The 25,897-nt window shown below is 49.3% G+C and carries 22 protein-coding genes, 1 tRNA gene and 1 pseudogene; 15 read left to right on the top strand and 9 right to left on the bottom strand.

Annotated features, from left to right (window positions below):
- Positions 1-7: 7 nt before the first annotated feature.
- Positions 8-2,059, top strand: a complete 2,052-nt coding sequence (locus tag GA004_RS00225; RefSeq protein ID WP_283395272.1) for a TonB-dependent receptor — start codon at positions 8-10, stop codon at positions 2,057-2,059.
- 135 nt (positions 2,060-2,194) lie between these two features.
- Here the strand turns inward: GA004_RS00225 and GA004_RS00220 are convergent, their stop codons facing one another.
- Together GA004_RS00220 and GA004_RS00215 are read right to left on the bottom strand one after the other, a co-directional pair.
- Positions 2,195-3,586, bottom strand: coding sequence for an outer membrane protein assembly factor BamB family protein (locus GA004_RS00220; RefSeq protein WP_283395271.1), 1,392 nt, complete (start codon positions 3,584-3,586; stop codon positions 2,195-2,197).
- Positions 3,587-3,618: 32 nt separating this feature from the next.
- Positions 3,619-4,635 carry a hypothetical protein gene (locus GA004_RS00215; protein ID WP_283395270.1) on the bottom strand — a complete coding sequence of 339 codons (1,017 nt, stop codon included), beginning with the start codon at positions 4,633-4,635 and terminating at the stop codon, positions 3,619-3,621.
- A 214-nt stretch (positions 4,636-4,849) separates the two neighbouring features.
- On the opposite strand from GA004_RS00215, the gene GA004_RS00210 reads away from it, so the two are divergent.
- Entirely contained in the window at positions 4,850-5,722 is an 873-nt protein-coding gene (locus GA004_RS00210) for an inositol oxygenase family protein (protein ID WP_283395269.1), read from the top strand.
- A 19-nt stretch (positions 5,723-5,741) separates the two neighbouring features.
- On the opposite strand, the gene GA004_RS00205 is transcribed toward GA004_RS00210, so the two are convergent.
- Positions 5,742-7,535 carry a SulP family inorganic anion transporter gene (locus GA004_RS00205; protein WP_283395268.1) on the bottom strand — a complete coding sequence of 598 codons (1,794 nt, stop codon included), beginning with the start codon at positions 7,533-7,535 and terminating at the stop codon, positions 5,742-5,744.
- A gap of 155 nt (positions 7,536-7,690) precedes the next feature.
- Between GA004_RS00205 and ispH the strand changes: the two genes are divergently transcribed.
- From ispH to GA004_RS00190, 3 genes are all read left to right on the top strand, one after another.
- Positions 7,691-9,433 (top strand): 4-hydroxy-3-methylbut-2-enyl diphosphate reductase, encoded by a 1,743-nt coding sequence (ispH, locus tag GA004_RS00200; RefSeq protein ID WP_283395267.1) that lies wholly within the window; start codon positions 7,691-7,693, stop codon positions 9,431-9,433.
- 182 nt (positions 9,434-9,615) lie between these two features.
- Positions 9,616-10,146 (top strand): FmdB family zinc ribbon protein, encoded by a 531-nt coding sequence (locus tag GA004_RS00195; RefSeq protein ID WP_283395266.1) that lies wholly within the window; start codon positions 9,616-9,618, stop codon positions 10,144-10,146.
- A gap of 382 nt (positions 10,147-10,528) precedes the next feature.
- Positions 10,529-11,116 (top strand): hypothetical protein, encoded by a 588-nt coding sequence (locus GA004_RS00190; protein WP_283395265.1) that lies wholly within the window; start codon positions 10,529-10,531, stop codon positions 11,114-11,116.
- A 1-nt stretch (position 11,117) separates the two neighbouring features.
- Here the strand turns inward: GA004_RS00190 and GA004_RS00185 are convergent, their stop codons facing one another.
- Positions 11,118-12,182, bottom strand: coding sequence for an AI-2E family transporter (locus tag GA004_RS00185; protein WP_283395264.1), 1,065 nt, complete (start codon positions 12,180-12,182; stop codon positions 11,118-11,120).
- A 392-nt stretch (positions 12,183-12,574) separates the two neighbouring features.
- On the opposite strand from GA004_RS00185, the gene hisC reads away from it, so the two are divergent.
- The 3 genes from hisC (at position 12,575) to GA004_RS00170 (ending at position 16,257) form a co-directional block, all read left to right on the top strand.
- On the top strand, positions 12,575-13,672 hold the full coding sequence (gene hisC, locus GA004_RS00180; RefSeq protein WP_283395263.1) for a histidinol-phosphate transaminase: 1,098 nt from the start codon (positions 12,575-12,577) through the stop codon (positions 13,670-13,672).
- Between the two features lie 51 nt (positions 13,673-13,723).
- Positions 13,724-15,076, top strand: coding sequence for a hemolysin family protein (locus tag GA004_RS00175; RefSeq protein ID WP_283395262.1), 1,353 nt, complete (start codon positions 13,724-13,726; stop codon positions 15,074-15,076).
- A gap of 71 nt (positions 15,077-15,147) precedes the next feature.
- Positions 15,148-16,257 (top strand): hypothetical protein, encoded by a 1,110-nt coding sequence (locus GA004_RS00170; protein ID WP_283395261.1) that lies wholly within the window; start codon positions 15,148-15,150, stop codon positions 16,255-16,257.
- Positions 16,258-16,275: 18 nt separating this feature from the next.
- Here GA004_RS00170 and GA004_RS00165 read toward each other — a convergent pair whose 3' ends face one another.
- Together GA004_RS00165 and rpsR are read right to left on the bottom strand one after the other, a co-directional pair.
- The gene (locus GA004_RS00165) at positions 16,276-17,253 is read right to left on the bottom strand and encodes an L-threonylcarbamoyladenylate synthase (RefSeq protein WP_283395260.1); all 978 of its coding nucleotides are present in this window, start codon (positions 17,251-17,253) and stop codon (positions 16,276-16,278) included.
- Between the two features lie 57 nt (positions 17,254-17,310).
- Positions 17,311-17,646: a 30S ribosomal protein S18 gene (rpsR, locus tag GA004_RS17840; RefSeq protein ID WP_343218815.1), complete on the bottom strand. Its 336-nt coding sequence runs from the start codon at positions 17,644-17,646 to the stop codon at positions 17,311-17,313.
- On the opposite strand from rpsR, the gene GA004_RS00155 reads away from it, so the two are divergent.
- The 6 genes and pseudogenes from GA004_RS00155 (at position 17,639) to GA004_RS00135 (ending at position 22,088) form a co-directional block, all read left to right on the top strand.
- Positions 17,639-17,713: transfer RNA gene (locus GA004_RS00155), tRNA-Arg, on the top strand. The two genes, rpsR and GA004_RS00155, sit on opposite strands and share 8 nt — an antisense overlap.
- 583 nt (positions 17,714-18,296) lie before the next feature.
- A pseudogene (locus GA004_RS18055) lies at positions 18,297-18,452 on the top strand (peptide-methionine (S)-S-oxide reductase); the annotation flags it as partial.
- Between the two features lie 194 nt (positions 18,453-18,646).
- Positions 18,647-19,093: a DoxX family protein gene (locus GA004_RS00150; protein ID WP_283395259.1), complete on the top strand. Its 447-nt coding sequence runs from the start codon at positions 18,647-18,649 to the stop codon at positions 19,091-19,093.
- Positions 19,094-19,328: 235 nt separating this feature from the next.
- Positions 19,329-20,267: an alpha/beta hydrolase gene (locus tag GA004_RS00145; RefSeq protein WP_283395258.1), complete on the top strand. Its 939-nt coding sequence runs from the start codon at positions 19,329-19,331 to the stop codon at positions 20,265-20,267.
- A 67-nt stretch (positions 20,268-20,334) separates the two neighbouring features.
- Positions 20,335-21,246 (top strand): alpha/beta hydrolase, encoded by a 912-nt coding sequence (locus tag GA004_RS00140; protein WP_283395257.1) that lies wholly within the window; start codon positions 20,335-20,337, stop codon positions 21,244-21,246.
- A 98-nt stretch (positions 21,247-21,344) separates the two neighbouring features.
- A complete protein-coding gene (locus GA004_RS00135; RefSeq protein WP_283395256.1) occupies positions 21,345-22,088 on the top strand; it encodes a carboxylesterase family protein in 744 nt (247 codons plus the stop codon).
- Positions 22,089-22,754: 666 nt separating this feature from the next.
- Here the strand turns inward: GA004_RS00135 and purN are convergent.
- On the bottom strand, positions 22,755-23,354 hold the full coding sequence (gene purN / locus GA004_RS00130; RefSeq protein WP_283395255.1) for a phosphoribosylglycinamide formyltransferase: 600 nt from the start codon (positions 23,352-23,354) through the stop codon (positions 22,755-22,757).
- A gap of 103 nt (positions 23,355-23,457) precedes the next feature.
- On the opposite strand from purN, the gene GA004_RS00125 reads away from it, so the two are divergent.
- Positions 23,458-24,111, top strand: a complete 654-nt coding sequence (locus GA004_RS00125) for a hypothetical protein (RefSeq protein ID WP_283395254.1) — start codon at positions 23,458-23,460, stop codon at positions 24,109-24,111.
- On the opposite strand, the gene GA004_RS00120 is transcribed toward GA004_RS00125, so the two are convergent.
- A complete protein-coding gene (locus GA004_RS00120; protein ID WP_283395253.1) occupies positions 24,092-24,880 on the bottom strand; it encodes an undecaprenyl-diphosphate phosphatase in 789 nt (262 codons plus the stop codon). The two genes, GA004_RS00125 and GA004_RS00120, sit on opposite strands and share 20 nt — an antisense overlap.
- Before the next feature lie 109 nt (positions 24,881-24,989).
- Entirely contained in the window at positions 24,990-25,868 is an 879-nt protein-coding gene (locus tag GA004_RS00115; RefSeq protein WP_283395252.1) for a fructosamine kinase family protein, read from the bottom strand.
- Between the last annotated feature and the right edge of the window lie 29 nt (positions 25,869-25,897).

The raw sequence follows: 25,897 nt of genomic DNA, 5'->3' as shown, positions 1-25,897 counted from the left end.
GAAATTAATGAAACAAGTTTACACATGTCTTTTGGGGCTGCTATCCGGCTTGAGCGCCTTGGGACAGTCCTCCGGTCAGCCTAGTGCTGAGATCTTCGAGTTGTCACCCATTCGAGTGATTGCGGGAGACTCCCTCATCGACAGAGGAGGACTTTCCAGCGGGTTTACGACGGGGGCGGTAGATTTGTACCAAATGCAGTCCGTCCAGGAAACGTCGGCACTCGTGCCGAACCTCTTCGTCGCTTCGAGCGAGACGCGCGGATATGGAGATGTGATTACGATCCGAGGCACTGGCAACACTCTGTTCTTCAGCCCGGCGGGAGTGGCCCAGTATATAGATGACGTTCCCTCAGGTGATGTGTTCACTTATTCGTCTGAATTGCTCTCAGGTAATTCATTGACCGTCCATCGCGGAGGAATGGGGTCCTTTTTTGGTAGAAACGGACCGGCGGGCGTGATTGAAATTCAAAGCCCGAAGCCAATGCAGGAGCAGCGCATCAATTTAGCGGCTGAATTCGGATCCTTTAGCAAGCGCGCGTTTCGAGCGAATATTTCCGGTCCCATTTCCGGTTCAGGTGTTTCTCACAGTCTTACGGTCTTTCACAACGAGCGAGACGGGTATCTCTACAATGCGACCCTCGACCGCCACACCGATACGAGAGAGGCTCGAGGGGCGCAGTACAATCTGTTTTTCTCTCCGGGAAATGACTGGAATGCTCGAGTGAAATTGGTCACGGAGTCGATTGACGATGGAAGCCAGCGATTAACCTCTCTTTTTAGCCCCGATCCATTTGTTGTGGGTTCCAACTTGGAAGGGGAAACTCAGATTGACCGAAATCAGATATCGGTTCATCTCGACCGAGAGTTCGAATGGGGTGTTTTCAAGTCCATCACGGCTTTTCAGAAATGGGAGTTGGATCCCTCGACGGTTGATCTCGATTTGAGCCCGGACCCGATTTCGACCTCGGCGATACAGCAGGACCAAAACCTGTTTACGCAAGAGTTCCGCTTCGAGTCGAACGACAGCGGAAGTCCCCTTGACTGGCGAGCCGGCCTTTTTTTCCAAGATAAGGAAACCGGAGGCGACACGACGCGTGTCTTTCCGGCTCCGCCGTTTTTCCCAGTCTTTACCGAGAATACGGCTTTCGAAACCGAAGAACAGAGCATAGCGGCGTTTGGACATGTCTCCTTTGATGTGACCGAGACGTTCATCCTCGATGCCGGAGCCCGTGTCCAGAAAGCGGATGCCTCTATTGATCGGGAAAAATCGTCGCCCGTCGGACTCGCTCCTATAAGTGCTGACAAGAACGGTACTTATGCCTCTGTCGACTTCGGTTTCGAAGCGGTCATGAGCGATCATTTCTCCTTTATCGGACGATCCGCATCCGCGTTCAAGCCAGCGGGCTACAGCGCGTTTACGGATTTGCCGAATCTAGCCGGTTTCAATGACGAGTCGTCCTGGTCAAACGAGATTGGATTCTCGTTCTCAACCACGGATACCACCTTTAAAGCGCGGGTAACGGTGTTCGACGTATCCATAGATAACTACCAGTTGGAACGGTCCGTTCCCAATGCGACAGACTATATTGTTATCACAGCGGACGAAGTCTCTTCTTCCGGAATAGAGGCTGAAGTTGTTTGGCAGCCGAATCCGAATTTCGTTATTGAGGGAAGCGTTGGGAGTAACGACGTCACCTTCGAAGAGCACATCGATCCTTTTAACGGAGCGAATCTGAATGGAAATGAAGTTCCTTTCACGCCTAGCACCACCTTTCGTGGATCTGCTCGTTACAGCCTAGACAATGGCATTTTCTTCCAGGCCACTTTTCGCGGCATAGGCGAAACGTTTTTTGACGAAGGAAATACCGCGATGTTTCGCCAAGGGAGCCATGAAGTTTTCGACGCTCAGATCGGGTTTAGAAGGGAACGGTATTCGGTGGTGTTATATGGCGAAAATCTTGGGGACGAACAGTATTACACGTTCATTAATCCACAAATTTTCGCGGCAACTCCAGGAGACCCCGAATCATTTGGGGTCCGGCTAAGTGCGAGATTCTAGCTTTGATAGAAAATTGTAGGAGCGGATTAATCCCGCGAAAGATTTTGTGAACGCATGGATGTTCATTGCAATCACGGCCTAGAGCCGCTCCTACAGGAGGGGCTCGTTTAAGGGCTCAGCTTAATAATTGAGCTGCTACGACTTGCTCAGACAGAACAGGTGCTCGCCGGTCCGAATGAATATCTGGTCTCCGGCTGCGGCAGGGGAGGATAGCGTGTAACTATTGTCGAGACTGTTGGTGCCTAGCAGCTTGAACTTTGGTCCTGCTTGGACCACTGCCACATCAGCGGTTTCGCTGACGAGGTAGAGCTTTCCGTCGGCTAGTAGTGGCGAAGAGCTGACTCGCCCAATTCCAGTTTCTTCAGGACCCCAGATGGCGGTTCCGGTCTGGGCTTCGAAGCAGGAAATTTGTCCAAAATCATTCAATACATAGAAGTAGGTTCCGTCTGCGATTGGAGTTGGTACGTCTGGCCCGCTTTTGTCCTCCATTTTCCAGGCCAAGTGACTTTCGGTGACATCCCCCTTTCCGTCTGCCTTGATCGCTAGGAGCGGAGTCTTACGAGAAGGGGCATAGACAATTCCGTTGGCCGCTACGGGGGAAGCGATGATCCGGTAGTTGCGCGAATTCTCAGGATTCAAACCACCTGAACGCCAAATCTCCTTGCCCGTTTTCGGGTCATGGCTGGTTACGTAAGCCCCGCCGGAAACCACGATTTGGATTTCCCCATCCACCTCGACGGGAATGGGTGTGGTGTAGGCATCTTTAGACTCATAGGGAGCGTCGGAAGGCCGATCTACTTTCCAAACTTCTTTCCCGGTCTTTCCATCCAAAGCGACGATGTATCCCGGCACTTCAGTATTCTGCCCTCGGACCACGCCTATCACCAGATTTCCTTCGTGCAAAAGTGGGGAGGATGCAAATCCCCAGTTGAGCCCGAATTCACCGTAGGATTCTTCGAGGCTCACTTTCCAGAGCGCTTCGCCATCGATGGTGTAAGCACGAACAATTCCGTTGCCGGTGGTCGCCCAGACGTGTTTCCCATCGCTAACAGGTGAGGGGGAACTGTTATTCTGCTTTCGCTTCAGCTCGTTTCCCGAGTCGACTTGAGCTCGCCACAGTTCGGTGCCGTCTTTGCGTGAGAGGCAAATCATGAGTAACTCGTTTCCGCCGGGACCGTCAACGGCGCCTTGTTGCTGGCGACGTTGGGGTCGTCCGCGGCCAGCGCCTCTGCCCGGGCCAGGACCGCGACTGGGCGGGGCCTGTACCTCCGGTTCCGCCTTTTTTGGGGCTTGCTTGGATGGCGACATCACAAACACGCGCTCTCCTATAACAATGGGCGTTGAGCCGCTCCAGGCGGGAAGAGCAATTTTCCAGGCGATATTCTTGGAGTCGCTCCACTCGGTCGGCAAATCTGATGCGTTTGCGATTCCGGTGCTATCGGGGCCTCTCCACTGAGGCCAATCGGAGGCCCAAACCGAGACGTGGAAAAGAGACAGGAGGGTAATGATTCGAATTGGGACATTCATGGCTGATTGGGGTTGAGTGCTCTGAGCTTGAGTTATCGGGGTAGAATACTGCGATTGACTAGATTGTTGAGCCGATGAGCGACTTCTTCCAAGCCATCGCAAACGGTCTCGGAATAGGTTCGTCCGTCAGTGGTGTCGATGCCGTGGCGAGGATCCGCTTCCCGTAAACCCGCCAGGGCGGCATCTTCGTGGTGAAAAAGCTCGACGAGAACGATCTCGAGTTTGCCGGTTGCCGCACAGGCAGTTAGAAGATTTCCAATCCAACCATCGTCGGTCGAAAGGCAGCCACGGGTTGTTTTCGCTGAGGCGTGGAACATGCTGAATCCATCCGCTTTCCCCATCTCCTGGATCACGGCAACATTCTCTTCCATGCTGAGAATGGAGTCTCCGCAGTGAGCGGCGTCGACGAGAACTTTGAAAAAGGGCTTTCCGATGGCTTCGTTGGCCGCCTTCACAAAGGTCCATGCTTTGCTGATGTCGGTGAACGTTTGAAACTCGGTTCCTCGGAGAAACTCCATGTGCCAAGCCTTGACTGAACTATTGAGAATATCCGCTTCTTGGCAAACGCGGGTGTGGAGTTTTACAAGCTGAGCGACGGCGTCGTCGAATGCGTTTCCCGTCAGCGTTTCAGCTCCGGGCTTCATCCACTCCTCGAACGAAGTGGAGGCCACGTGCTCTACCCCATGCTTCTTCGCAACCTCAAGCCCTGCGAGTAGGCTGGGCGAAATCTTGTCTTCGTCAGCAGGATCCATTGGGTTTCCGCCAGCAACCATCATGATCATGTGGGGCTTTAGGCCCAGCGACTTGATGTCTTCAATCAGTTCGTTCATGTCGCCCTCATCTGTCCCAGGAAAGACAGAGGTTTGAGCGCAATTGGGGGCGATTCTAGAGGTTTGGTTGATGTGCTCGAGTTCGGTGGAGATGAGCATTTTCCCATCTTGGCCGCGAGGCATCTTACCGTTTTCGTCGGGCACGAGTCCACCGACGAACTTGATGTGAGTCGGCACGATGCCGATCTGAAGGTTGGGTTTGAGAGCGATTTTGGCCATGTTAAAAAAATGAACAGGTAGACTATGAAATTATGGAATGAAAGATAGCCTATACGCTTGGGCAATGAAAAGCCTAATCAAGGTCCGATTTGCGGTGAGTAGCGAGTTCTGTGGCAAGCCCGATTTTCAGGATTGCGAATCAGGAGGAAATCAACATTCTGACTATGCTTGGACACGGTCTGACTGTTAAAACTCGAAGAGAAAGTACTACCCGATGAACTCACAAAAACCCGAATCAAATCCCCTCGAGAACCTGGACCAATGGGAGGATTTCGTAGAAACAGCCACCTATCCGGAACCTGAATCCAGAAAGAAGGAAGACTACCGCAATTACGATGATCCGGCTAGGGATTGCGTGAGGGAGTTTTATCGCCTGAATCACAAACACCAGTCTTTCGACTTCGTCATGAAGAAGCGGGAAGAGTTTCTAGGAGAAAATCGAGAACGGAAAGAAATGACGATCATACAGGCGATCGAATTGCTCAACACGCTCGTCGATGACTCCGATCCGGATATTGACCTGCCGCAAATCCAGCACCTGCTACAGAGCTCCGAGTCGATTCGTTCCCGCGGTTGCGAGGACTGGTTTGTTTTGGTTGGACTGATACATGATTTAGGAAAACTACTATGCATCTTTGGCGAACCCCAATGGGCCGTGGTGGGAGACACTTTTCCCGTCGGATGCCAGTATAGTAATAAGATTGTCTACCCAGAATTTTTCGAGCTCAATCCGGACTCCAACGACTCCCGATACAATACGCGTCTAGGAATATACGAAGAAGGCTGTGGACTGAGAAACGTATACATGTCCTGGGGACACGACGAGTACATGTATCATCTCGTTAAAGACTATTTGCCCGATCCCGCTTTGTACATGATCCGCTACCATAGTTTTTATGCTTGGCACCGAGAGGGCGAATACGAGTACCTGCTCGACGATCATGACCGAAAAATGCTTCCTTGGGTAAAGCGGTTCAATCCGTTCGATTTGTACACCAAGTGTCCTGAAACCCCTGTTTGGAGTGAGCTAAAGGCCTACTACGAAGAACTGATCGCTAAATATCTGCCGCCGACGCTGAAATGGTAGGGGATAGGATTGTCCGATATCAGTGTTTGTCCTTGGCGTAGATCGATACCTTGGTTTTGCGGTCGCCGATAATGTCTTTGGCCCGTTTGAGGGCTTTGGCGGTGCTGAGGGTGGGGTTTGATTCCTCGTCTTCAAAGAGGTTTATCGAATTGATAACGTCTACGAGTCCTGATCGCTTGAATATTCTCATGGTATCGGGGCGAACTTCGCTGACAAGAAGTATGCGATTACGCTCATTCATGTATTTGATCAACTCTTCGAGGGCCATGCAACTGGTGGCATCGAGGTTGTGGGCGTTACGCAATTTCATGATAACCACTTTTAGGTTTTCCGCATCGCTTACCCGCCGCATCTGGTCACGGAACAACTCCGATGCCCCGAAGAATAACTCTCCCTCAACATGGACAATGGAAACCTCTAGGTTTTCATCCTCAGGCTTGAGCTCTCTTTTACCGAGCTTGCCCTCGTCATCGAATGCATACTCTACAATTTCCGGATGGGCGACTTTCTTGATAAAAAGGGCGATGGAGCACACGGCCCCGATATAGATAGCGAAATCCAATGCGAACACAAGCCCCGTTAGAAAAGTAACAAAAAACGTGATACTGTCCGAACGAGTGGTTTTTGTGACCATTCGAAGCTGGTGCTTGTTGATGAGGGAAATCCCGATCGTAACCACAATAACCGCGAGAGAAGCACTAGGAATGTATCCAATCAGCGGGCCCAATAGAATGGCGCCAATAAGGACGATGATTCCAGAGTACAATCCAGACAACGGGGTGGCGGCTCCGCTGTTGGCGTTAAGCTGAGAACGAGTGAGCGACCCGGAAGCGGCCATTCCTGAAAGCAGTCCGCAAGCGATGTTGGCCATCCCGGAACTCAGCATCTCCTGGTTGCTGTCAAGGCGAGCTCCCTCCCGTGCGGCCAGTGATTTTCCGATCGAGTTTCCCTCGAGGACACAGAGTAGGGCGATCGCCATTGCGGGCGTGATCAGCAAGTTGATGGTGTCAAAGTTGACGTTGGGAATGGATGGCCCCCAGTCGGACAAATTGAGACTGGGCATCAATTGAACGTGCAGCGACGGGTCAATTTTCTGGGCAATGTACGCTATTAAGGAAGAGAGAAAGAGGGTAAAAGCGACATTGGGGAGCCTCGGATAAAATCGTCGAAAAGCTAGATATATGAGCAAAGTAATTACGCTCAGTCCAAGGGTGGGCAGATGAGTCCGTTCGATACTTTTAGCGGTAGCAGCTAGTATTTCAAAGAATGTGGTTGCCTGGATGCTGTCGCCGAATTCGAATCCGAGGGCTTTCTTGATTTGATTGGCTATGATTAGGGCAGCCGCGGCAGTAATGTATCCAGTTATTACTGTTCTAGAAATATATTGAATCAGGGTCGCGATTCCTAAATAGGCACCTGCCACCAATATAATCCCGACCATCAGTAACAGCATAGAGATGTATCCTACGGCTTGATCTCCGGCGATACCTAGCGCGGCGAACGAACTGAGGACCATAACGGAAGTCGCGTTGGTGGGGCCAAGGACAATGAATTTGGATCCAGCAAAGTACACTCCGACAATCGAAGCGATAGCGGAGCCGAAAAGGCCGTACGAGAGCGGGACTCCTGCGATGACGGCATAGGCCATGCCTTGGGGAAAAGCGAGAAGGGCGACATTGACCGCGGCATGGAGGTCGCCTGATAGCAAAGCGCGATTGTATCCAGCCGCGGTCTTGCGCAGCGGGAAAAGATCCAGTTTTTTGGCAAAGATCCTAGACTTGGTTTTTGATACGTTGGGAGAGGCGCTAGCCATATGAATCAACTGAGGATTTCTGGATAAAGGGGATAAATCGAGCTTAATGTCGTGTCTTACAAAGATGGTCCTCTCGGTAAGGCGACTTTTGATTACCCAATCCGAAAGTGATTTCAGGTTGAAAGTGCGAAACCCGTGGCAATGATGTGAGGCACATGATCTCACAGAGTGAATTGCCGGCCTACGACCCATCGAATCCCGATCATCGACTCTACTTGTTTTTGGAGAACAACAAGCTGCTATTGAGACGCGCTCAAAGGGCAGATCGGGACGGATACGTGCTTGAACGGCTCAATGGAAATTCACTTCTTCAGAAGATCGAATTGGGAGTGCCGGTAGCCATTTGCCGAAATGGGAAGCACTATGTCTTCTTTTCGAACTTGAAGGGTTGCGATATCCCCCCAGCGTTGGCGGCTGAAGGCTGTGAAACTGCTTCTTTGAAAACGATTGAAGCGTACGGAAAAGAGGGTGGAAGACTCTCAGCAGAGCTTCTCGAGGATGGGCCGGTGATTCGAGCGCATGCAATTCGGATTCCGTACCTTAACTTCAAAGAGACGGACTACATATACCGATTTCGAACGGATAAGCAGAGAAACAGAGAAGTTTATCACGTCGACGCCTCCTCAACGGCCTTGTACCAAAGTGCGCTTTGTGATGCGATCAAGGCAGTTAAGCGGACGAAAGAGCGTTCGGCGGCTGATCCGGCGAGGCTTGATTTTGGAGCGGTTGAGTATTTGCTTCCGAGTCATTTCGGCTTTTGTCTCGGTGTTCAGAATGCGATAGAACGCGCATACGAGACGATCGCGTCGAATCCGGACAAGCGGGTATTCATGCTCAGCGAGCTAATACACAATCCGTTTGTGAATGAAGATTTGAGACGGAGGGGGCTTCGTTACTTGCAGAGCGACAAGGGCGTGTCTGTGGTGGATCCTGAGACCGACGTAGCGTATTGGGATTCAGTGACTGATCAGGACATCGTGATTATTCCGGCTTTCGGCGCACGGGACGAAGACAAATTGAGATTGATCGAGCGGGGACTCCCACTCAATGCGTACGATGCTACTTGCATGCTCGTGGAAAAAGTCTGGAGAGCGGCCAAGCGCTTCGGACAAAAGGGGTTCACAGTAGTGATCCACGGAAAAGCGGAGCACGAAGAGACGAAGGCAACCTTTTCAAACAGTTCGAAGTATGCGCCCTCCATAGTCGTCCGGGATCTCAAGGAAGCGGCATTGCTAGCAGAGGTAATAAAGGCGGATAATGAAACCGAGAAGGCGGAGTTGTTTTTACCCTTTAAAGCCCGTTGCAGTGAAGGCTTCGATTTGAGCGGTGACTTGGCAAAATTGGCAGTCGTCAATCAGACTACTCTTCTTCGCAATGAGACACTAAGAATTATCGATCTTCTCGAGTCCGCTTTGGAGGACCGATACGGCAGAGCCCATATCGAGGAGCATATGGCGACGAGCAGCAAGGGAGACACCCTGTGTTACGCCACCCAAGTAAACCAAGACGCTTTGGCCCAGGCAATAAAGCAACCGGTGGACGTTGCGATTGTTGTGGGAGGAAAGAACAGTTCCAACACGTATCAACTTTATCGAATATGTGAGGAAGCGTTTGGAGAACGAGCTTTCTACATTCAGTCAGAGTCGAATATTTTAACCCGGTCCCAGATAGAGCATTTTATATTTCCCTACGATCCAAAGAACCCGCAACAAGGGCGGATGGAAACGCGAGCGTTTTTGCCGATGCAAGACGCCCCTATGAAAATCCTCATTACGGGAGGCGCCTCCTGCCCAGATGGGTTGCTTCAACAGATCATAGCGAAAGTGAATAGTTATTTTGATTCTGAGCAAATTAGGAGTTTAGATGAAGTCATTAAGGGTGTGGGAACGATGGCATAGTTGGAATAGCGAGCGATCTTGCTCTTTCGTTTAAGCGACGGTGGCTCAAGCCGAGCACCCATAAGAGAGATGAGAATTTTTGGAAGTTCTGACCGTTCCGACTAGGAGCACTTTTGCTGGCATTCGTTCCGATCGCAGAAAGGATTGCTATTTTCCACAAGTTTTCTTTCAGGATTATAATTATGCCCATTTACGAATTCTACTGTAAGGAAAACAACACGCGATACTCCTTTCTCGCTAAGTCGTTGGCCTATCAGAATTCCGTTCCGCGGTGTCCCGAAGACCCACAATTTTCCATGGAAAAAAAGGTGTCTGGATTTGCGTTTATAGGAAAGGCGAAGGATCCAACCGATGCGAATGGAATGGATGATATTGACGATGCCAAAATGGAAAGCGTCATGGCGGAGCTAGGGCGGGACATGGCGGGATTCAGCGAAGACAATCCAGACCAGGAGCAGATGGCGCATCTGATGAGAAAGATGTCTTCCCTTACTGGGGAAAAACTGCCGGGCGAAATGGAGGAGATGGTCCGCCGTCTGGAAACCGGGGAGGATCCGGAGAAGTTGGAAGAGGAATTCGGCGACTCGATGGACGATATGGGAGAAGATTGGATGGGGGAGAATGGAGGCGGTGGTATCCAGAGCCTACTTCGTCGATTCAGGGGACCAAAAAAGGATCCTGAGCTATACGACATGTCACAGTACTGTGACTGAGAAGAAAAAGATCCTTATTTCTGATCATAGGTTAAGTAATGCTTACGTCGAGTGACAGCTAACCCGCAGAGCTTAATTGGTCGAAACCCAACGCGTTTTTTCGATGTGTCTGAAAGGGATTGCTCGCTTTGGTGGATCCATGAATTGGCTCGACGATGGTCTAACGGTGAAAAGTAGTCCGTAGTTCAGCCCATCTATTTTGATTGAGCCCGATGTTCTCAAGCATCGGGTTTTTTGTTTTTCCAAAATCGCTTTTTAAGCCAATCGGCATGAAACCTTTAACCCATTTTACACAAACGTCCTTCTTTGGAAGACCCTACGAGGAGTTTATCCTTTGCTCCGGCCTTGAGGAGAATGATCACAAAGGAAAAGAGATCCTCGATTGTCCCTCAGGGCCTTCATCCTTCGTTGCCGAGGCGAACCCAGCAGGAATTCTATCGACGGGAAGCGATCTGATGCTCTATTAAAATCCGGATGCGATCTAAAAACAGGCGTATTCGGACTTTGGGGACATTATTTCAGGGTTCAGTCAAAGCGAGAATTCATAGTCGCGAAACCCTATCAATCCATCGACGAATCGAAGCGAATTCGCTTGGAGGTCTTGAAGCGATTCTTGACGCACTACCGAAGCGCCTTCCCACTGGGTCGTTACGTTTGCCCAGCGCTACCCGATCTACCTTTTGTGGACCAGAGTTTCGGTATCACTCTTTGTGGCCACTTGCTCCTCATCTACTCGAGCCTCTTCGATCTGGACTTCCTCTATCGATCGATTCGCGAGCTCTGTCGGGTTTCGCGTAAGGAAGTTCGAGTCCATCCGACCGTTGACAGCTCGGGGATGAAATATGGAAAACTCAGTGAGTTTCGGGAGCGCATCGATGATCTCGGTTCCGCTACCCAAATTCTAGATGTCGATCACGAGTTCTTTCGTGGCACGAACCAGACGTTGAGGATCTTGGTTAACCTAAAATAGTCTAGGAGCTCCCCTTAATCTTCCCGTCGCCTGAAAGGAGGACGGCGATGGGTCGAGTCTGCTGAAAATGGGAGCAGATGATCATGGCGATCACTGTGATGGGTACGCAAAGGAACATTCCAGGCACGCCCCAGAGTGATCCCCAAAGACTGAGGGAAAGGAGAATCACGAGCGGGCTGAGGTTCAAAGAGTTTCCCATAAGACGGGGTTCCAGAAAATTCCCCACTAGAACTTGGGCAGCCACGACGCCTCCAATAGTGGCACCAATTTTAGTGGGCTCTTCGAATTGGATGAGGGCAAGGACCGAAGGAAAGGCGGTAGCCAGTATCGAACCTACGGTTGGAATAAAGTTGAAGAAGAAGATCAGCATTGCCCAGAAGGCGGCGAAATCGAGGCCTACAGACGTCATTATCGCGAAACTCAGCATACCGGTGGTCAGGCTAGTGAGGGTTTTAATACCAATGTATTTGCGAGTATCCTTGTCGATTTGAGTGATGATTTTAAAAACCTCGTTTTCTTTGATATTCCCATGAGCCATCCCTTTGATCTTTGGGCCAAAACTGCGCTGCTCCAAAAATAGAAAAACAACATAGATACTGATGAGGCCGGCGTTTCCAGCAAGTGAGCCGAGGGCTCCGGCAACCATTTTGAGCAGTGAGCTGAAGTTCAGCTGGTTTACGAATTCCTTGATCGGAGGGGATTCCTCAAACGGTAGCCAGCCATAGACCTTGTCAATCATTGGGCCAATTTTTTCCTGATACTCTGGCGCGACTCGCACGACCTGGCTCACGTTCTTCGTAATGAAATTGAAAAACACGCTCAGGATTGCAACAATCGCAATTACCGAGGCGATATACCGCAAAGATGCCGGAAGCGATCGCCCTCCGATCTTCAATTTCATTATTGCGAACGAGAGCACGTTGATGAGGTACCAAATGAAGACTGCCAGAATTAGCGGGATTATGAGGTTTTGGCCGATGTAGAGGATGAAGAAGACAGTGACCGTTATTCCGAGCCAGAGAAAAGATCGGAGAAGGTGGGATTGGGGAAGCTCAGAAGAAGTCATGGGATCGTATGAGTATTTTCCCAAGGTGTAAGAATCCTCGCTCCTAATCGAGTCAGAAAGTCAATCGGCTCGAATATTTTTCGGGGGCAAAGATCCCTTAAAATCATGTAGATCAAAGAGTTTTTAGTAACATAGATTTCTGGAACCAATTCTGCCAACATTTGGCCTCATTTAAATGTGAGACTGCTTAGTTTTTATATGTTAGAAAAGTTTGGAGAATTTTTTTCTGGAGTGGATTTGAGGAACCCAGAAACCTAGAGGATGGCCCGGGCGGATGGGGATTCGCCCGGGCTTTTCGCGTTTTAGTCCCAAAATTTCGTTCCAAAGGGTTCGCTCCGAGCTTGCGGAAGATGAGGATTTGAGTTTGTGGTCAGTTGTCCATTTAAAAGAAAATGCCTACTTACTCTGAACTTGTTAAACCTGAACTACTCTCGCAGTCCGTGTATAAGCCGGGTAAACCGATCGAGTACGTAGCCCGTGAGCTGGGACTGAACCCGAACACAATCGTCAAACTCGCATCCAACGAAAATCCATTTGGAGCTTCGCCTAGAGCGATAGAGGCTGGGAAAACGGCACTGGATAGCGTTGAACTGTATCCGGATGGCGGATGCTACGAGTTGAAAAACGCTCTTGCTCAGCTGCTAAAAATGGAACCGGATCAATTTATCGTAGGAAATGGATCGAACGAAGTCCTCGAACTGTTAGGGCATGCTTTTGTGCGTGAAGGTGACGAAGTTGTCATGGGGGAAGGCTCGTTTATCGTATATAAACTGGTTACCATGCTTTTTGGTGGTCGGCCAGTTGAAGTACCCACGATAAACCACCGACACGATTTAAAAGGAATACGGGAGGCGGTTACGGATAGGACCAGGATCGTTTTTTTGGCGAGTCCGGACAACCCGAGTGGATCGGCTAATACATCGAGCGAAATCGAGGAACTGGTTGAGGCCCTTCCCGACGATGTTCTCTTTGTTTTTGATGAGGCGTATTCTGAATATCAGGACGAACCCGTTGATTTAAGACCGTTGATTGCCAAGGGTAAAAAAGTGTTCTGCACAAGAACCTTTTCTAAGATCTACGGTCTGGCAGGGCTTCGAGTTGGTTACGGATACGGAGATCCGGAATTGGTGTCTCTCTTGAATCACGCTCGCGCTCCGTTCAATGTTAATTCGGTAGCCTTGGCCGCATCCCGTGCGGCCCTTGAAGATCATGGCTTCGTTTCTTCATGCCGTATCGCTAATGCTGCGGGATTGCGTTATTTTGTGGAATGTGTTGAATCATTGAATATCGAATACATTTCCAGTTCAGCGAATTTTATAACCCTAAACGTTGCTGATGGCAACGCGGCTTTCGAAGCGATGCAGCGAGAAGGGATAATCGTTCGACCCTTGGCACCTTACGGGATGAGCCAATGGATCCGTTTATCAGTGGGAACGGAAGAACAGAATGAGCTGGCAATTAAGGCGCTCACTTCGTTCTTGAGTCGGTAGGTTGAGTAGTCGCATTGTAGGAGTTTTTTGGTGGGCTACTTTGATACACAGGTGAATTTCTCTTCGAACGAATTGATTCTCTTCGGGTTAGCCATTCTCGTTCTTCTCGGGATGAACGCTGTTTTCGTTGCGACGGAGTTCAGTCTCATGAAAATGCGCTTCACGCGTTTCGGAACGGGTAAAATGGATGAGCTGAAGGAGTCAAAGCCCGTCGCGGACCTTTTGGAGAATATGAGTTCGAGCCTGAAGATACTTAGATTGGGCATCACTTTAAGCACGATTGTGTTAGGGATACTCTTCGTTCCCCTGGTTTACGCAGGGCTAGCGTCGCAGGATTGGTTTGGCGAATATCCACTTGGAATGGCGATCGTATTTGGAATAGTCTTTTCAGTGAGCATCGGCTTTGTTTTTGGCGAACTGATTCCTCGGTCCATCGCTATGCAGGCCCCGATTAGGACCCTCCAGTTTACGGTGCCTTTTGTCCGAATTTTCCAGTTCATCGCCCAACCTCTCTCGAACCTTTTTAACGCGGTATCCCGAATAGTGCTCAAAGCGCTTCGTCTCGACGCTGATTCCGATCTCAATTTGATCGATGTAGAATCACAAATCCGGTCGATCGTCAGTAATGGGGACGAACTACCGGAGGTGACGGAAAGCATTTTGAATAACGTGATGGATTTGCGAAAGCGCGTGGCCCACGACATCATGATCCCTCGGAATCAGCTCAAGTTTTTCGACGTGGAGGACTCTCCTGACGAAAATCTAAAAGTCGCTAGAGAGACAGGTCATACCCGTTTCCCCGTTTGCGAGGGGGATCTCGATCAATGCGAGGGGATTGTTCATATCAAGGACGTCTTCCGCATCGGCAAGTCCTCTGAGGAAATTGATTTGAATGAGGTAAAACGTCCGATAGCCCGGTTTTCCATGGACGAACCGTTGGAGTCGGTCTTGCAGGGCTTTCTAAAGCAAAAGCAGCACTTCGCTCTCCTGATTGACGAGTTTGGCGGTACGGTTGGGGCGGTTACGCTGGAGGACGTGCTTGAGGAGCTGGTAGGCGAGATCCAAGACGAGTTTGATCGCGATCGGGAAATGATTTCGAAACTCGGTGAAAACTCCTATCTCGTGGACGGCCTAACGCCTTTGCATGACGTTTCCCAAGAAATTGGGGTTGAATTGGAGTCGGAGGAAGTTTCGACCTTCGGAGGCTTCATAACGGTAAAACTGGGTCGAATGCCGAGGCTCAATGAGGTTTTCACCATAGGTAATTTGGAAATTACGGCGGGAAGCATGGATGACAAAAGAGTGATAGCCGCCAGTATAAACGTGCGAGAGCGGCGAGATAGTGCGGAGGAAGGGAACCCCGGCGCTGATGATCGTCCGAGTGATAGTGATTTAGAGGCTTGAGTTTTCTTGCGAAAGTGGCTTTTGTGAGGGATAGGTAATTCGTTTCCAATCAAACTCAACAAAAACTCTAGATGCTAGGTCTTCGTCCCTCAGTTTACGGTCGGAATGTCTCTTTTGGGCTACTGTGCCTTGCGGTGGGATGTTCAGGGTTGTTTGCGGACGAATCGGGCCAAAGTCTTGAAGCAACGATTGAAGCTTCAGGAAAAGAGTACGTGGTTCCTGTGTTGGGATACTCTTTTGACAGAGATTTGGAGCACGCGGCACCTTTGGACTATCATTCTGCGAAAAGTTCAGGATTGCCTCTGGCGCTGAAGTATCGGGTAGATGCGATTTGGTCGGGAGGTCTTTTTTTGGGTCTCAGCGACACAAACGCATTCGATTACCCAGTAGTGGCGGAAGTCAGCTATCGCCTGCGTCGCTCTCCTTGGTCTGATCCAGAACGAATGGTTGAAGCGCGACTTCTTGACGGCTCGCGTTTTCAAGGTCTCGTGGCGCGAGAGTTTGGCAAGGGGCAGGAGTATGAGATGTCGATAGCGGTTCAACACTACCAGTCGGTACTATCAGGTGAGGATTCAGGCATTTTGGACCAGACTAGTATTCCGGTGGAGCTCCGAGCTGATTTAGGACAAAACGCAGAATTCATTGCAGGTATGGAGTTTCGTTTAACCTCCCTAACTACTAAGGGGGATTTTTCCCAGTCCTCGGAACAGGTAGCAAAAATCGGCTTTGGATCGGAGCTTTCGGATGGTCTCTACGGACGAGTAACTGCGGGGGGTAGAAATTCCCAGTTTTCAGATGGCAGAACGAACGCTGCAGTCGAACTCGATGCCGCTATAATTTGGCAGGCTGGATCCGATTCCCAATATTCTCTCACTTTCAATCGTTCGACAAGGCCTTCCCTGATCGCCAACGGCTTTGTAGAGGCGGATACGGTTTCATTTACAGGCGATTTCACGCTTTCGGATATGTGGTCCGCCTACTACGGGGTGTCGAATAGTTGGGTGGAAATGGAACCGAGCTTGGTTAAGGATATCTTCAGTGGCGAAATGGCGGTCAGTTTCTCTCCGACCCAATCGATCAGTTTTTCAGGGGGCTATGTATACCGCAGTGGAAGTCTGAGCCAACTGAATGAGTTTGAGGCGGAACAGATTATCCGTTTATCCGCCTCAGTGTCCTATTAGGCTTCGAAAGCCGTGGATTTACTGAAAGGCTGCACGGCGAAGGCGGTCGTTGATGGTCCTGCCCAGGCCAAGTTCTGGAGCCTCTTCAACGACGATTTTCTTGTAGCCAGCGGCATCGAGCTCTCTTAGTTTCGAGTAGAGCTGCGATGCGATACGGTCAAGCTCCCCGTTCTCTGAAAGCCAATGGATGTTGCTGGAAGATGAGTGAGACGGTTTACGAAGAAGTAGATAGGCGATGGATCCGTCAGTCTTTTGGAGTTCTTCTTCCAGAACCGGGACTGATCTAAGTTCAAGCATAGTCCTTGGGCTGTAGTGCTTTGGCAGCGCTCCGGGAGCAATCGACATTCCGCTTTGATGGGGAAGCGGGCGATCGACTCGTCTTTTTACAGCGTCTTCAATTTGCTCAATGGGTAGGGCTCCGTATCTAAGGATACGCGCGGATTTGGGGTCACGAACATCGATTATCGTCGATTCAACCCCAAGGTGGCACGGTCCCCCGTCAAGGATCGTTTCGATCCGATCCCCGAGATTCGCTTGAACGTGGATTGCTAGGGTGGGACTGATATATGCAAAAGGATTGGCGCTAGGCGCAGCGAGGGGGAAGTCACATCCTTCAATGAGTTCGCGGAAGATGGGGTGACTCGGGCATCGGACTGCGACGGAGTCACGGCCTGCAGTAACGATATCGGGGATGATCGACTTTTTGGGAAGAACCAAGGTCAGAGGTCCAGGCCAGAAGGCTTCGGCGAGTCTTTTTGCAAATGGATTGGTTTCACAGTACTGTTCAAGTGATTCGAAATCGGGAACGTGACAAATGAGGGGGTCATTGTGGGGCCGTTCTTTGACGGTAAAAATTTTCTGACAGGCCTTGGGGTCCAGCGCATTAGCCGCTAATCCGTAGACGGTTTCTGTGGGAACCGCTACGAGCTCTCCCAAACGCAAAAACTTGCGCATTTCACGCAAGTTTTCCTTGTTGGGTTTTAGTATAGTAGCCACAGTTATTGGTTTGCAGGTAAACCCGTACCCACACTGACTCGTAGCAGCTGGGGCCGATTACTGCATCGTCAGCATATTGCGAGCGCGTTTGATCGCCTTGTTGATCTTGCGCTGTTGCTTGGAAGACAGACGAGTCATTTTGCGAGGAAGGATCTTGCCTGTCTCGGTGACATAACGGCTCATGATATGAGCATGGGTGAAGTCCAGCTCTTGTGGAGTGAGGCTTCTGTTTATCTCTTCGTTAACCATAGGAAGGGGGAAAAGTAGGATCGGACTTTCCGTTGTCAATAGCGGAAAGGGGGAAATTCTGTGGAAGTCAGCCTTTACAGATGGGACAAATTTCGGCAAAACCCCTCTCCTTAATCGCAGATGCTCGATTTCTGCTGGGGTCATAGTTCAACGGATAGAACAAGCGTTTCCTAAACGTTAGATCTGAGTTCGATTCTCGGTGGCCCTACCAGCGGTAAGTATTTTTCAACTGATACCTGTCTAAAGACCGTAGCTAGAGTCGATTACCATGATCCGGACGCAGAGGGCTTAGCCCGTGAGGAGGTTTTTCGCTATCAAGAACTATCGGCTCAGAACGGAGTTTTGACACCCTGCCCCGATGGCTACTGCCAAGACTGCTGGGATAATAATTGCGCTTATTTCCTCGATTCCCCTTTTCCGTGCAAGCATGTGAAATCGATGGAATGAATGATAAGGGGGCACCGCTAAACGAAACGCCCCCTCGCCAAGACCGGGTCGCATGGGTGAGAGAAAAAATATTGCCAGATTTTGGGTTTTGTAAAAAGGCGAAGCATCACAGAAATTCCTTGTTTCAAATTGGCACCTGAAATAGAAAGTCCCGACATAGATTGATGAGGTTTCAAGGGAGAAGCCGCTTTTTTCTGGTTCCTAAAAAAGGACCCCTATCCTGCTGGTCAGCCTGCGAAGCCCAGCGAATCAGGTCTGTCTTTTAATACGGACACACTTTCAGTTGCCCGGTTAATGGAATATTTTTTTGAAATCATTGATCCTTACAGTATCGACCGTCAGGGGCCGACAGTGGCAAGCGATATCGCACAGGTGTCTACATTCGTGAGGACGCTCGCTTGGCTCAGGCAAAGGAATTTATAGAGTCTAGGGAGGATGCCTGGAAGATAACCATTGAGATTTTGCCTTTGACTAATTACTTAAGGAGCGAGGATAAGCATTAGGAAAGATTTAAACACTTCCCTGAAGATGCCTGTCACTTGCCTAAAGAAATCTTACATAAATATCGATAGATCAAATAAACGGGCTATTATGAAATTCACTTATACCTGATTCGAATTTTGAATTGTATCTTAAATTATAAAAAACAAAATAATTATGTTTATTTTTTAAGGAATTTACTTTATTATACTCTTACATGAAATCATTATTTTTATTTAATGCTTCATCTTTTTTTTCTTCAAAATCCTATTTAGTATTGAGGTTGGGGACTGGATTTTTTATGTGCTATTTTCATGGCTGGTCAAAAATTTTGAGCGACAGTGATCGTTGGTACAGGATGGGAGCCACGCTTACCGAATTTATAGGTAATGATGCTTTATCGATACCATTAGGGTTTATGGCAGCTTTTGCTGAGTCTATCGGCTCACTTTTTATCGCAATAGGTTTAATAACACGTCCTATGGCTTTTTTACTATTTTTCACTATGCTGGTTGCATCTTCGAAAAAGCTTTTACAAGCAGGAATTGGTGGAAGCGAGCTGCCTATACTTTATTTGTTTTTAAGTTTTTTTATATTAGTTAATGGTCCGGGTAAATATAGTTTAGACAACTTGATAACCTCTAAAACTAATTGGAAATTTTAAAAACTTATTTCAACTCCCGTTAAGAAAAAATTAGCTTCGAACTCCTTAAATTTTGCTTCCGGACCAAGTAGCTGAGATTGCAGAATCAACCTTACTTTGATTCCTCCAATGAAATGCTTTCTTTATTCAATTGAGTTGGATCGTAGTATCCTAGCATCTCTACGACTTTCATATCTACCGCTCTAAAATCCATATGAATTCGAAACGAATCATTCTCCTAGTTAAAAAGTACGCAATGAAATACCTCCTTTTTCACCTTCTGGTTTGCTTGTTTCTTCTGAACTCCTCCCTGTTTTCGCAACAGAATAGGCAACGACGAGCTATTCCGTCCGATGAAGAGGTGCAGCAACGCGTTCCCAATGGGGTCACCTTCATTCCGAATCTTGTTTATCGAGAAGGCCACGATCGGTGGAAGCTCGATCTCGCAATGCCGAGCAATCGCGGAGATGAGCCGAGACCGGCGATTGTATTCATCCATGGCGGTGGTTGGCAGAATGGTGACAAGCGTGCCCCCGGTTTTTTAAACCCTACGCTGAGCTATGCTGAAAAGGGGTATGTGTGCATCACTACCAACTACCGGCTGTCGACTAGGGAACGATGGCGAATAGACCATTGCATCGCGGATGTGAAAAACGCCGTACGATGGCTAAGGGCTAACGCGGACAAATACAATATAGACCCGACTCGCATTGGTGCCACTGGCAATTCAGCTGGAGCTCACCTATCTGTCATGCTTGGCATCTGCCTGCCGCAAGATGGCATGGAGGGTAATGGTCCTTACAGCGGTTACTCCAGTATGGTACAGGCCGTTGTGGCAAGCGCTACGCCAACCAGTTTTCTCATACCCATGAGTGAGCGAGGGAGGGAGCGTTTTGAAGAATTGGAGACATCAGCCGATCCAGGTATGGACGAGCTACGCAAAAGTATCTCGCCGATAACTTACGTCTCAGCCGAGAGCCCTCCCATGTTGCTTTTTCATGAGGAGTCTGACCGTACTGTTGGCGTCTACCAGTCGGATACCTTCGTCCAGGCTTTGCGCGGGGCAGGTGCCGAAGACGTCAATTATGTGCTCTTTGGCGATGGCACGGGCCATGGTACCTTCAGGCAGAATATCGAACTTACGGAGCCAATGAGGGAAGCTTTCTTCGCCAGAGTGTTGAAACATGATCAGTGATCTCGTTTGACCGAAACGCTGGCTCTATTTGTTTGCTTTAGACAAAGTATGGGTATTTGGAGTTTCAATGCTCCAACAGTTTTCTTCACTGGTATCAATTCTCTTCACTTTTCTTCCTCTATACCTCGCGACGGCTCTCGCAGCTCAGGTTGAGAAAACGGGCCCAAAAGCTACATTTGAGAATGTAGCCTATGGAGATCATGCTAACCAGGTACTTGATTTTTGGCAGGCAGAGGTCGACGAGCCAGCTCCACTGGTAGTGTACATACATGGCGGCGGTTTTACGGGGGGGTCTCATGACAAAGTCTCCTACGCCAAAATTCAGCGTTACTTAGACGCGAATATTCACTTTGCATCTGTGGAGTACCGGTTCTTGAAGCACGCTTATTTCCCCGCGCCGCATGAGGATGTCGTAAGCGCATTGCAGTTTATTAGGAGTAAGGCGAACGATTGGGGTCTGGATAAATCGAGAATTGCTGCTACCGGCGGCTCGGCAGGAGCTCAACTGGTTGCCTATCTTGCTTGGGGAGACGACCTAGCTGATCCCGAAAACGATGATCCGATCAAACGCGAGTCTACAAAACTAAAGGCCGTTGCCCTCAATGGTGCTCAATCCACATTGGATTTTGATTGGTGGGTAGACAACATACCGGGGTACAGGCTGGAGTTCCACAGCGGTCGTCGCTCCGACGAATATTCAAAGGTCGAGGAAAGGGCCATACTCAAGGAGATTTCGATAATTAATCATATAGCTGAAGGGGACCCTCCGACGTTCATGAGCTACTGGATGGCTCCGTCCTCAGAAATACCGAACAATATGAAACGTGCGAGGGGATGGATTATCCATCATGTCAACTTTGGTTTAGCCTTGGAGGAAAAGCTTCTCCAATCGGGTGTGGAAGTCGTTCTCAAGTATCCGGGCGCATCGCCAAAGTTCAGCAGCGATGTAGATTTTCTATTACATCACCTTAAGAAGTAGGTGAGAAAAACACAGAGCCATTAGAGGCCAGGATTGCAGCTTCAAGGTCTGTCAGATCGCCCTTGCAACCCTTTGGGAGCTCTAGGTAAAGTATAGAAATGTTTGGTAAGCTACTCGCTCTGTTCGCAATTACGTTTCTAATTAATCCTATTAAGGCCGAAGATCAGTCGCTCCCTGGTAGACAAGTTGAGACATCGTTGTCTGTCTCCGACGGAGGAAAGATGCCTTACTTAATTTATCTCCCAAGCGATTACACCGCCAAAGGCGATGAAGTGCCTTTTATCCTTTTCTTGCACGGGCGCGGCGAAAGCAGGGGGCCGTTGAGTTTAGTTACAAAATGGGGCCCGCCGAGGCGTCTGGATGCTGGTGAACAGATGAAGTACATTGTTGTATCTCCGCAGTGTCCGATCGAATCGCGATGGGCTTCTGATGACCAGCAAGCTAGGCTGAAAGAGTTGTTGGCCTACCTCGATGAAACATATAATATCGACAAGGATCGTATGTATCTCACGGGACTAAGTATGGGCGGGTATGGCTCTTGGCGCCTCGCTGCGGACGAGCCCCAAATATTCGCTGCGGTTGCGCCGATTTGTGGGGTCGGCGATCCTGCTGATGCCAAAAAACTGCTAAGAGTTCCGATTTGGGCGTGGCACGGAACCGACGACAACGTGGTCCCACTTAGTGGCTCGTTAGATATGATAAACGCCATCGCAGCGGCTGGAGGGAAAAGAGCTCGGCTAACAACTTTGGAGCATGTGGGGCACAATTCTTGGTCAGCGGCGTATCAGCCTAACGATTTGTACAAATGGTTCGATTTGCACACGGCCTCTGGGAACAAGTAGCCAAAGTGCCAAGGTAGGATTATCTGATTAGAATCCCTAGCGTTGGGATTAATTTGAAGAATACAACCTCCGATCGCGGTTAATCGTATCTCGACGATACAAATCGTTCAGTCAATATATAGACTAATACCAAAGGCAGTTATTGCCAATTTGTACGCATTTCAATGTAGAATAATTCAGTTAGAATTATCGCTAGACAAAAATTCGGATTTTGTAAGTAACCGATATACAGTGTAAAATGCCTAATCAAGAAGTTTTTTGGTAAGATCGAAACCTCTATCAATCTTAGTTCGATTCTCGGTGGTCTTACCAGCAGCGTGATTTTAGTCTATCAAGCGGGATGGAATTCAATTGAGCCAGATGGTGCCGCAATAGGCTCCACGGGAATGTAGGAGGGTCGGATTACCACCACTGGCTCCAGGCATTGCAATCGTAGTGTTCTTGGAGACATAGGCATTGGCTGCCTCGGTCGCGTCTGCTTTGGTCGAACACCGGTATCCGATTTGCTCGCCATGAAGTAATGGGCGGGCGATATCCTTTCATATAGTTAATCTTCCACGGTCCCATTCGAAGGAGTCCTCTTAAGCCAATCTACACGTGAAGTTAAGTATTAGCGGTATTGTTACTTCTGTCAAGGATGGCTAAGCACAATCAAGAGGACCCTATCTAGTTTACAGGTAGTTTAATCTTTCCCGAAGCGATCTCTGCGATGGTATTAGGATATAGAATATGCTCCAATCCCAAGATTCGCTTTTGAAGGGTCGCTGGTGTGTCGCTTGTATCCACTTTAAGTATCGCTTGACGGATGATTTGACCCTGATCGTATCCGTTGTCGATCAAGTGTACCGTAGCGCCAGATTGAGGTTCACCCGCTGCGACCACTGCCTCGTGAACGCGTATACCGAACATGCCCTGACCCCCAAACTTGGGGAGAAGGGAAGGATGGATATTCAGAATCCGATTTGAGAAAGTGGAAAGCGTAGTGGGACCGATCTTTTTCATGTAGCCTGCCAATACGACTAGATCGACTCCGGCTTCCAGAAGTGACTTTTCCATTTGGCGATCTAGCTGATCTGTATCAGCATGGGTCCTCCCGTTAAGGATTTCAACGGGTAATTGGGCGTCACGGGCTCTTTCGACCGCGATTGCGTTCGGGTTATTGCAGATTAGAATAACTGGTTTGCCTGCAATCGCTCCACTGAGGCATTGGTCGATTATCGCTTGCATGTTGCTGCCGCCGTGGGAGGCTAGAAAACCCAGTTTCATATGAGAGAGTTTGATTGGTCGCCTCGTGGAGATCAATAGACTTTGCTCCAACAATGAGGGGGAAAGACTGCCGTTGTCCGATCGACTATGCTAGAAAACCGAGATGGTAGAAACTAAAGCCCACCGCGAGCTGAAGGCATTGTCGGTCGATTGGCTGAGGCTAAGGGGTTGCGACGCAATCGCACCAGAAGTGAAACTCCCACTATCGAACTATCGAGTGGATGTGGCGGGCTATCGTTCTCTAAGACGGATGTTGGATTCCCCAGGTGAAACGTTTGCTGTGGAATGCAAGCAAAGCCGAGCGGATTTCCTGCGTGATGCTGGATTGGAAGAAGCGTCTAAATCGGAGCGTTGCGATTTGCGGGAACGGTTGCGATCACTCCGGGCCCTCCTAGTTGTGCATCTTCCTCAATGTCGGAGGCATCAGTCATTATTTTCAGAATACGACACATTTGACTTTTGCGACTGGCGTCACGAATCGTGGTACCGGCTGACAAGACGATTACAGGTTTTAGAGAATCGTTTGGAGCATGGAGTAAAATTCTCCAAGATTGCGCGATACGGTTGCGCGAATTACTGCTACATCGCAGCGAGCGATGGGGTCGTTGCATTGGATTCAGAAATACCGATGGGCTGGGGTCTCCTTCGGAGGAAAGACGGTGTTTTGGAAGTGATCAAGGAAGCCCTCCGCCTTGATTCAATAAACGCTGTGCGGCTGAAGCTACTGGAGCGAATAGCTAGATCAAAAAGTGGGTGATGATCGAGCCCGCACCGACTATAAAACAGTAGTAAGCAAAGTGAATGAGCTTTCCTCTAGTCACAATTGCGATCATCCACCGACACGCGAGCACTCCGGAAAGAAAGGCGGCCAGGAATCCAATGATGAGAGGAGGCGCAGTCACTGAACTATTCGCCATTCCCCCATCGATAATATCCTTAGCATTTGCTCCAATAATGGGTATCAGAACCATAAGGAATGAGAATCGTGCGACCTTCTTCTTGTCGACGCCAAGTAGCAGTCCGACAGCGATCGTCGAGCCAGAACGGGAAATCCCAGGCAATACAGCGATTGCTTGGGCGATTCCGATGAGGAAGGCCTTTCTCTTACTTACTTCATCTCCAACTTGAGGGGAATAGTAGGTGAAGGCGAGCAGCGCTCCTGTGACGAGCAGCATGCATCCGACGAGTAACACGTTATTGCTAAAAAGGCTTTCGATTTCCTCTTTGAACAGCAATCCTATGGCGAAGACGGGTATCGCTGAAATCGCAATTTTAAGGATGTAGTCGGTAGATTTGTTCCAGCGAAATTGTAGAGCGCCCTTGATGAGGCCGAGGATGTCGCGATGAAACACGACTATGGTGCTAAGAACGGTGGCTCCGTGGACCACGACGGTAAATGTAATGTCACTGTTTGCTTCAATGCCCAGCAATGCCTTTCCTAGTTCGAGATGTCCGCTGCTGCTGACGGGAAGAAATTCAGTCAGACCTTGTATAACCCCTAGGATAATGGCTTCTAGCAATGACATGTTTCAGGCTAATTAGAGTGTGATCGGCTGGCGTAGCGAGACTGAAAATGGAGGGAGGGCCAGAGTTAAGGGACGGTCTGGTTTGGTCTGAAAATACTCTCGGTCCAAGTCAGACGAACTTGAGCAATTGATTTGTCATCAATTGGGACTGGGAGTCGTATGGTGATCCGAAAAGGTTGAAGTGATTCAGGCAATGGTAGAGATTGTACAGGATTTTGCGTTTCACGTAACCCTGATCAAGAGGATAGGCTTCGTTGTATGCGTCGTAGAATTTTGGATGAAACCCTCCAAAAAACTCGCTAAGCGCTAGATCGGTTTCCCGGTCACCATAGTAGCAACAAGGGTCGAAGACGAATGGAGCTCCATTGGTATCGAATCCGACGTTTCCAGACCACAGGTCTCCGTGCAGTCGTGAAGGCGATGGCGAATAGCCGTCAAAGAATGATGATAAACTTTCTAGAAGTTGGGGTCCGTTTTTCAGCTTGAAACCATTTTTCTGGGCTAGATCCATTTGATACAGAAGGCGACGATTGCTAAAAAACGAGATCCAATCATCGGATACGTTGTTTATTTGTTTTGTGGCACCGATCGTGTTGTCTCGATGCCAGCCGAAGTGGGGTAGAGCGGATTGGTGGAGCTGGGCGAGCTGCTGGCCCAATAGCTCCCAGCTTGTCTCGGCGGGTTGACCTGAGGAAATGAACTCTAGCACTAAGTAGGACTGGTTATCCGCTAGCCCTGAGCAAATAGGTCGAGGAACCCGAAAGGCTCCAGCTCCGCTTAGTTCATCCAGGGCTGCTTGTTCTTCCTCAAAGTGGAGGAGAAACGACTCATTGTTCCGCTTCAGGAAGTAGGAGCGATCGTCACTTTCGATGCGTTCGGCTTTGTTGATGCAGCCGCCATGAAGGGACGTTCGATTTACGATCGGGAACGATCTAGAGGTCGCGCTGGATACCTTTGCTTCGACTGATTTATAAAATGCTCCTGACATCGCAGGTTCGATTGGGAGAGATGGAGTGA

Origin of the sequence: Candidatus Pelagisphaera phototrophica (assembly GCF_014529625.1) — a bacterium.
In the GTDB taxonomy this organism is placed as follows: domain Bacteria; phylum Verrucomicrobiota; class Verrucomicrobiia; order Opitutales; family Opitutaceae; genus Pelagisphaera; species Pelagisphaera phototrophica.
Note: the sequence above shows the minus strand (reverse complement) of the source record. Positions and strands in the feature narration are given on the sequence as shown.

Coding starts and splice junctions, on each gene's coding strand:
- GA004_RS00225 (WP_283395272.1), top strand. CDS start 8: ATGAAACAAGTTTACACATGTCTTTTGGGGCTGCTATCCGGCTTGAGC.
- GA004_RS00220 (WP_283395271.1), bottom strand. CDS start 3,586: ATGAATGTCCCAATTCGAATCATTACCCTCCTGTCTCTTTTCCACGTC.
- GA004_RS00215 (WP_283395270.1), bottom strand. CDS start 4,635: ATGGCCAAAATCGCTCTCAAACCCAACCTTCAGATCGGCATCGTGCCG.
- GA004_RS00210 (WP_283395269.1), top strand. CDS start 4,850: ATGAACTCACAAAAACCCGAATCAAATCCCCTCGAGAACCTGGACCAA.
- GA004_RS00205 (WP_283395268.1), bottom strand. CDS start 7,535: ATGGCTAGCGCCTCTCCCAACGTATCAAAAACCAAGTCTAGGATCTTT.
- ispH (WP_283395267.1), top strand. CDS start 7,691: ATGATCTCACAGAGTGAATTGCCGGCCTACGACCCATCGAATCCCGAT.
- GA004_RS00195 (WP_283395266.1), top strand. CDS start 9,616: ATGCCCATTTACGAATTCTACTGTAAGGAAAACAACACGCGATACTCC.
- GA004_RS00185 (WP_283395264.1), bottom strand. CDS start 12,182: ATGACTTCTTCTGAGCTTCCCCAATCCCACCTTCTCCGATCTTTTCTC.
- hisC (WP_283395263.1), top strand. CDS start 12,575: ATGCCTACTTACTCTGAACTTGTTAAACCTGAACTACTCTCGCAGTCC.
- GA004_RS00170 (WP_283395261.1), top strand. CDS start 15,148: ATGCTAGGTCTTCGTCCCTCAGTTTACGGTCGGAATGTCTCTTTTGGG.
- rpsR (WP_343218815.1), bottom strand. CDS start 17,646: ATGACCCCAGCAGAAATCGAGCATCTGCGATTAAGGAGAGGGGTTTTG.
- GA004_RS00150 (WP_283395259.1), top strand. CDS start 18,647: ATGAAATCATTATTTTTATTTAATGCTTCATCTTTTTTTTCTTCAAAA.
- GA004_RS00145 (WP_283395258.1), top strand. CDS start 19,329: ATGAAATACCTCCTTTTTCACCTTCTGGTTTGCTTGTTTCTTCTGAAC.
- GA004_RS00140 (WP_283395257.1), top strand. CDS start 20,335: ATGCTCCAACAGTTTTCTTCACTGGTATCAATTCTCTTCACTTTTCTT.
- GA004_RS00135 (WP_283395256.1), top strand. CDS start 21,345: ATGTTTGGTAAGCTACTCGCTCTGTTCGCAATTACGTTTCTAATTAAT.
- purN (WP_283395255.1), bottom strand. CDS start 23,354: ATGAAACTGGGTTTTCTAGCCTCCCACGGCGGCAGCAACATGCAAGCG.
- GA004_RS00125 (WP_283395254.1), top strand. CDS start 23,458: ATGGTAGAAACTAAAGCCCACCGCGAGCTGAAGGCATTGTCGGTCGAT.
- GA004_RS00120 (WP_283395253.1), bottom strand. CDS start 24,880: ATGTCATTGCTAGAAGCCATTATCCTAGGGGTTATACAAGGTCTGACT.
- GA004_RS00115 (WP_283395252.1), bottom strand. CDS start 25,868: ATGTCAGGAGCATTTTATAAATCAGTCGAAGCAAAGGTATCCAGCGCG.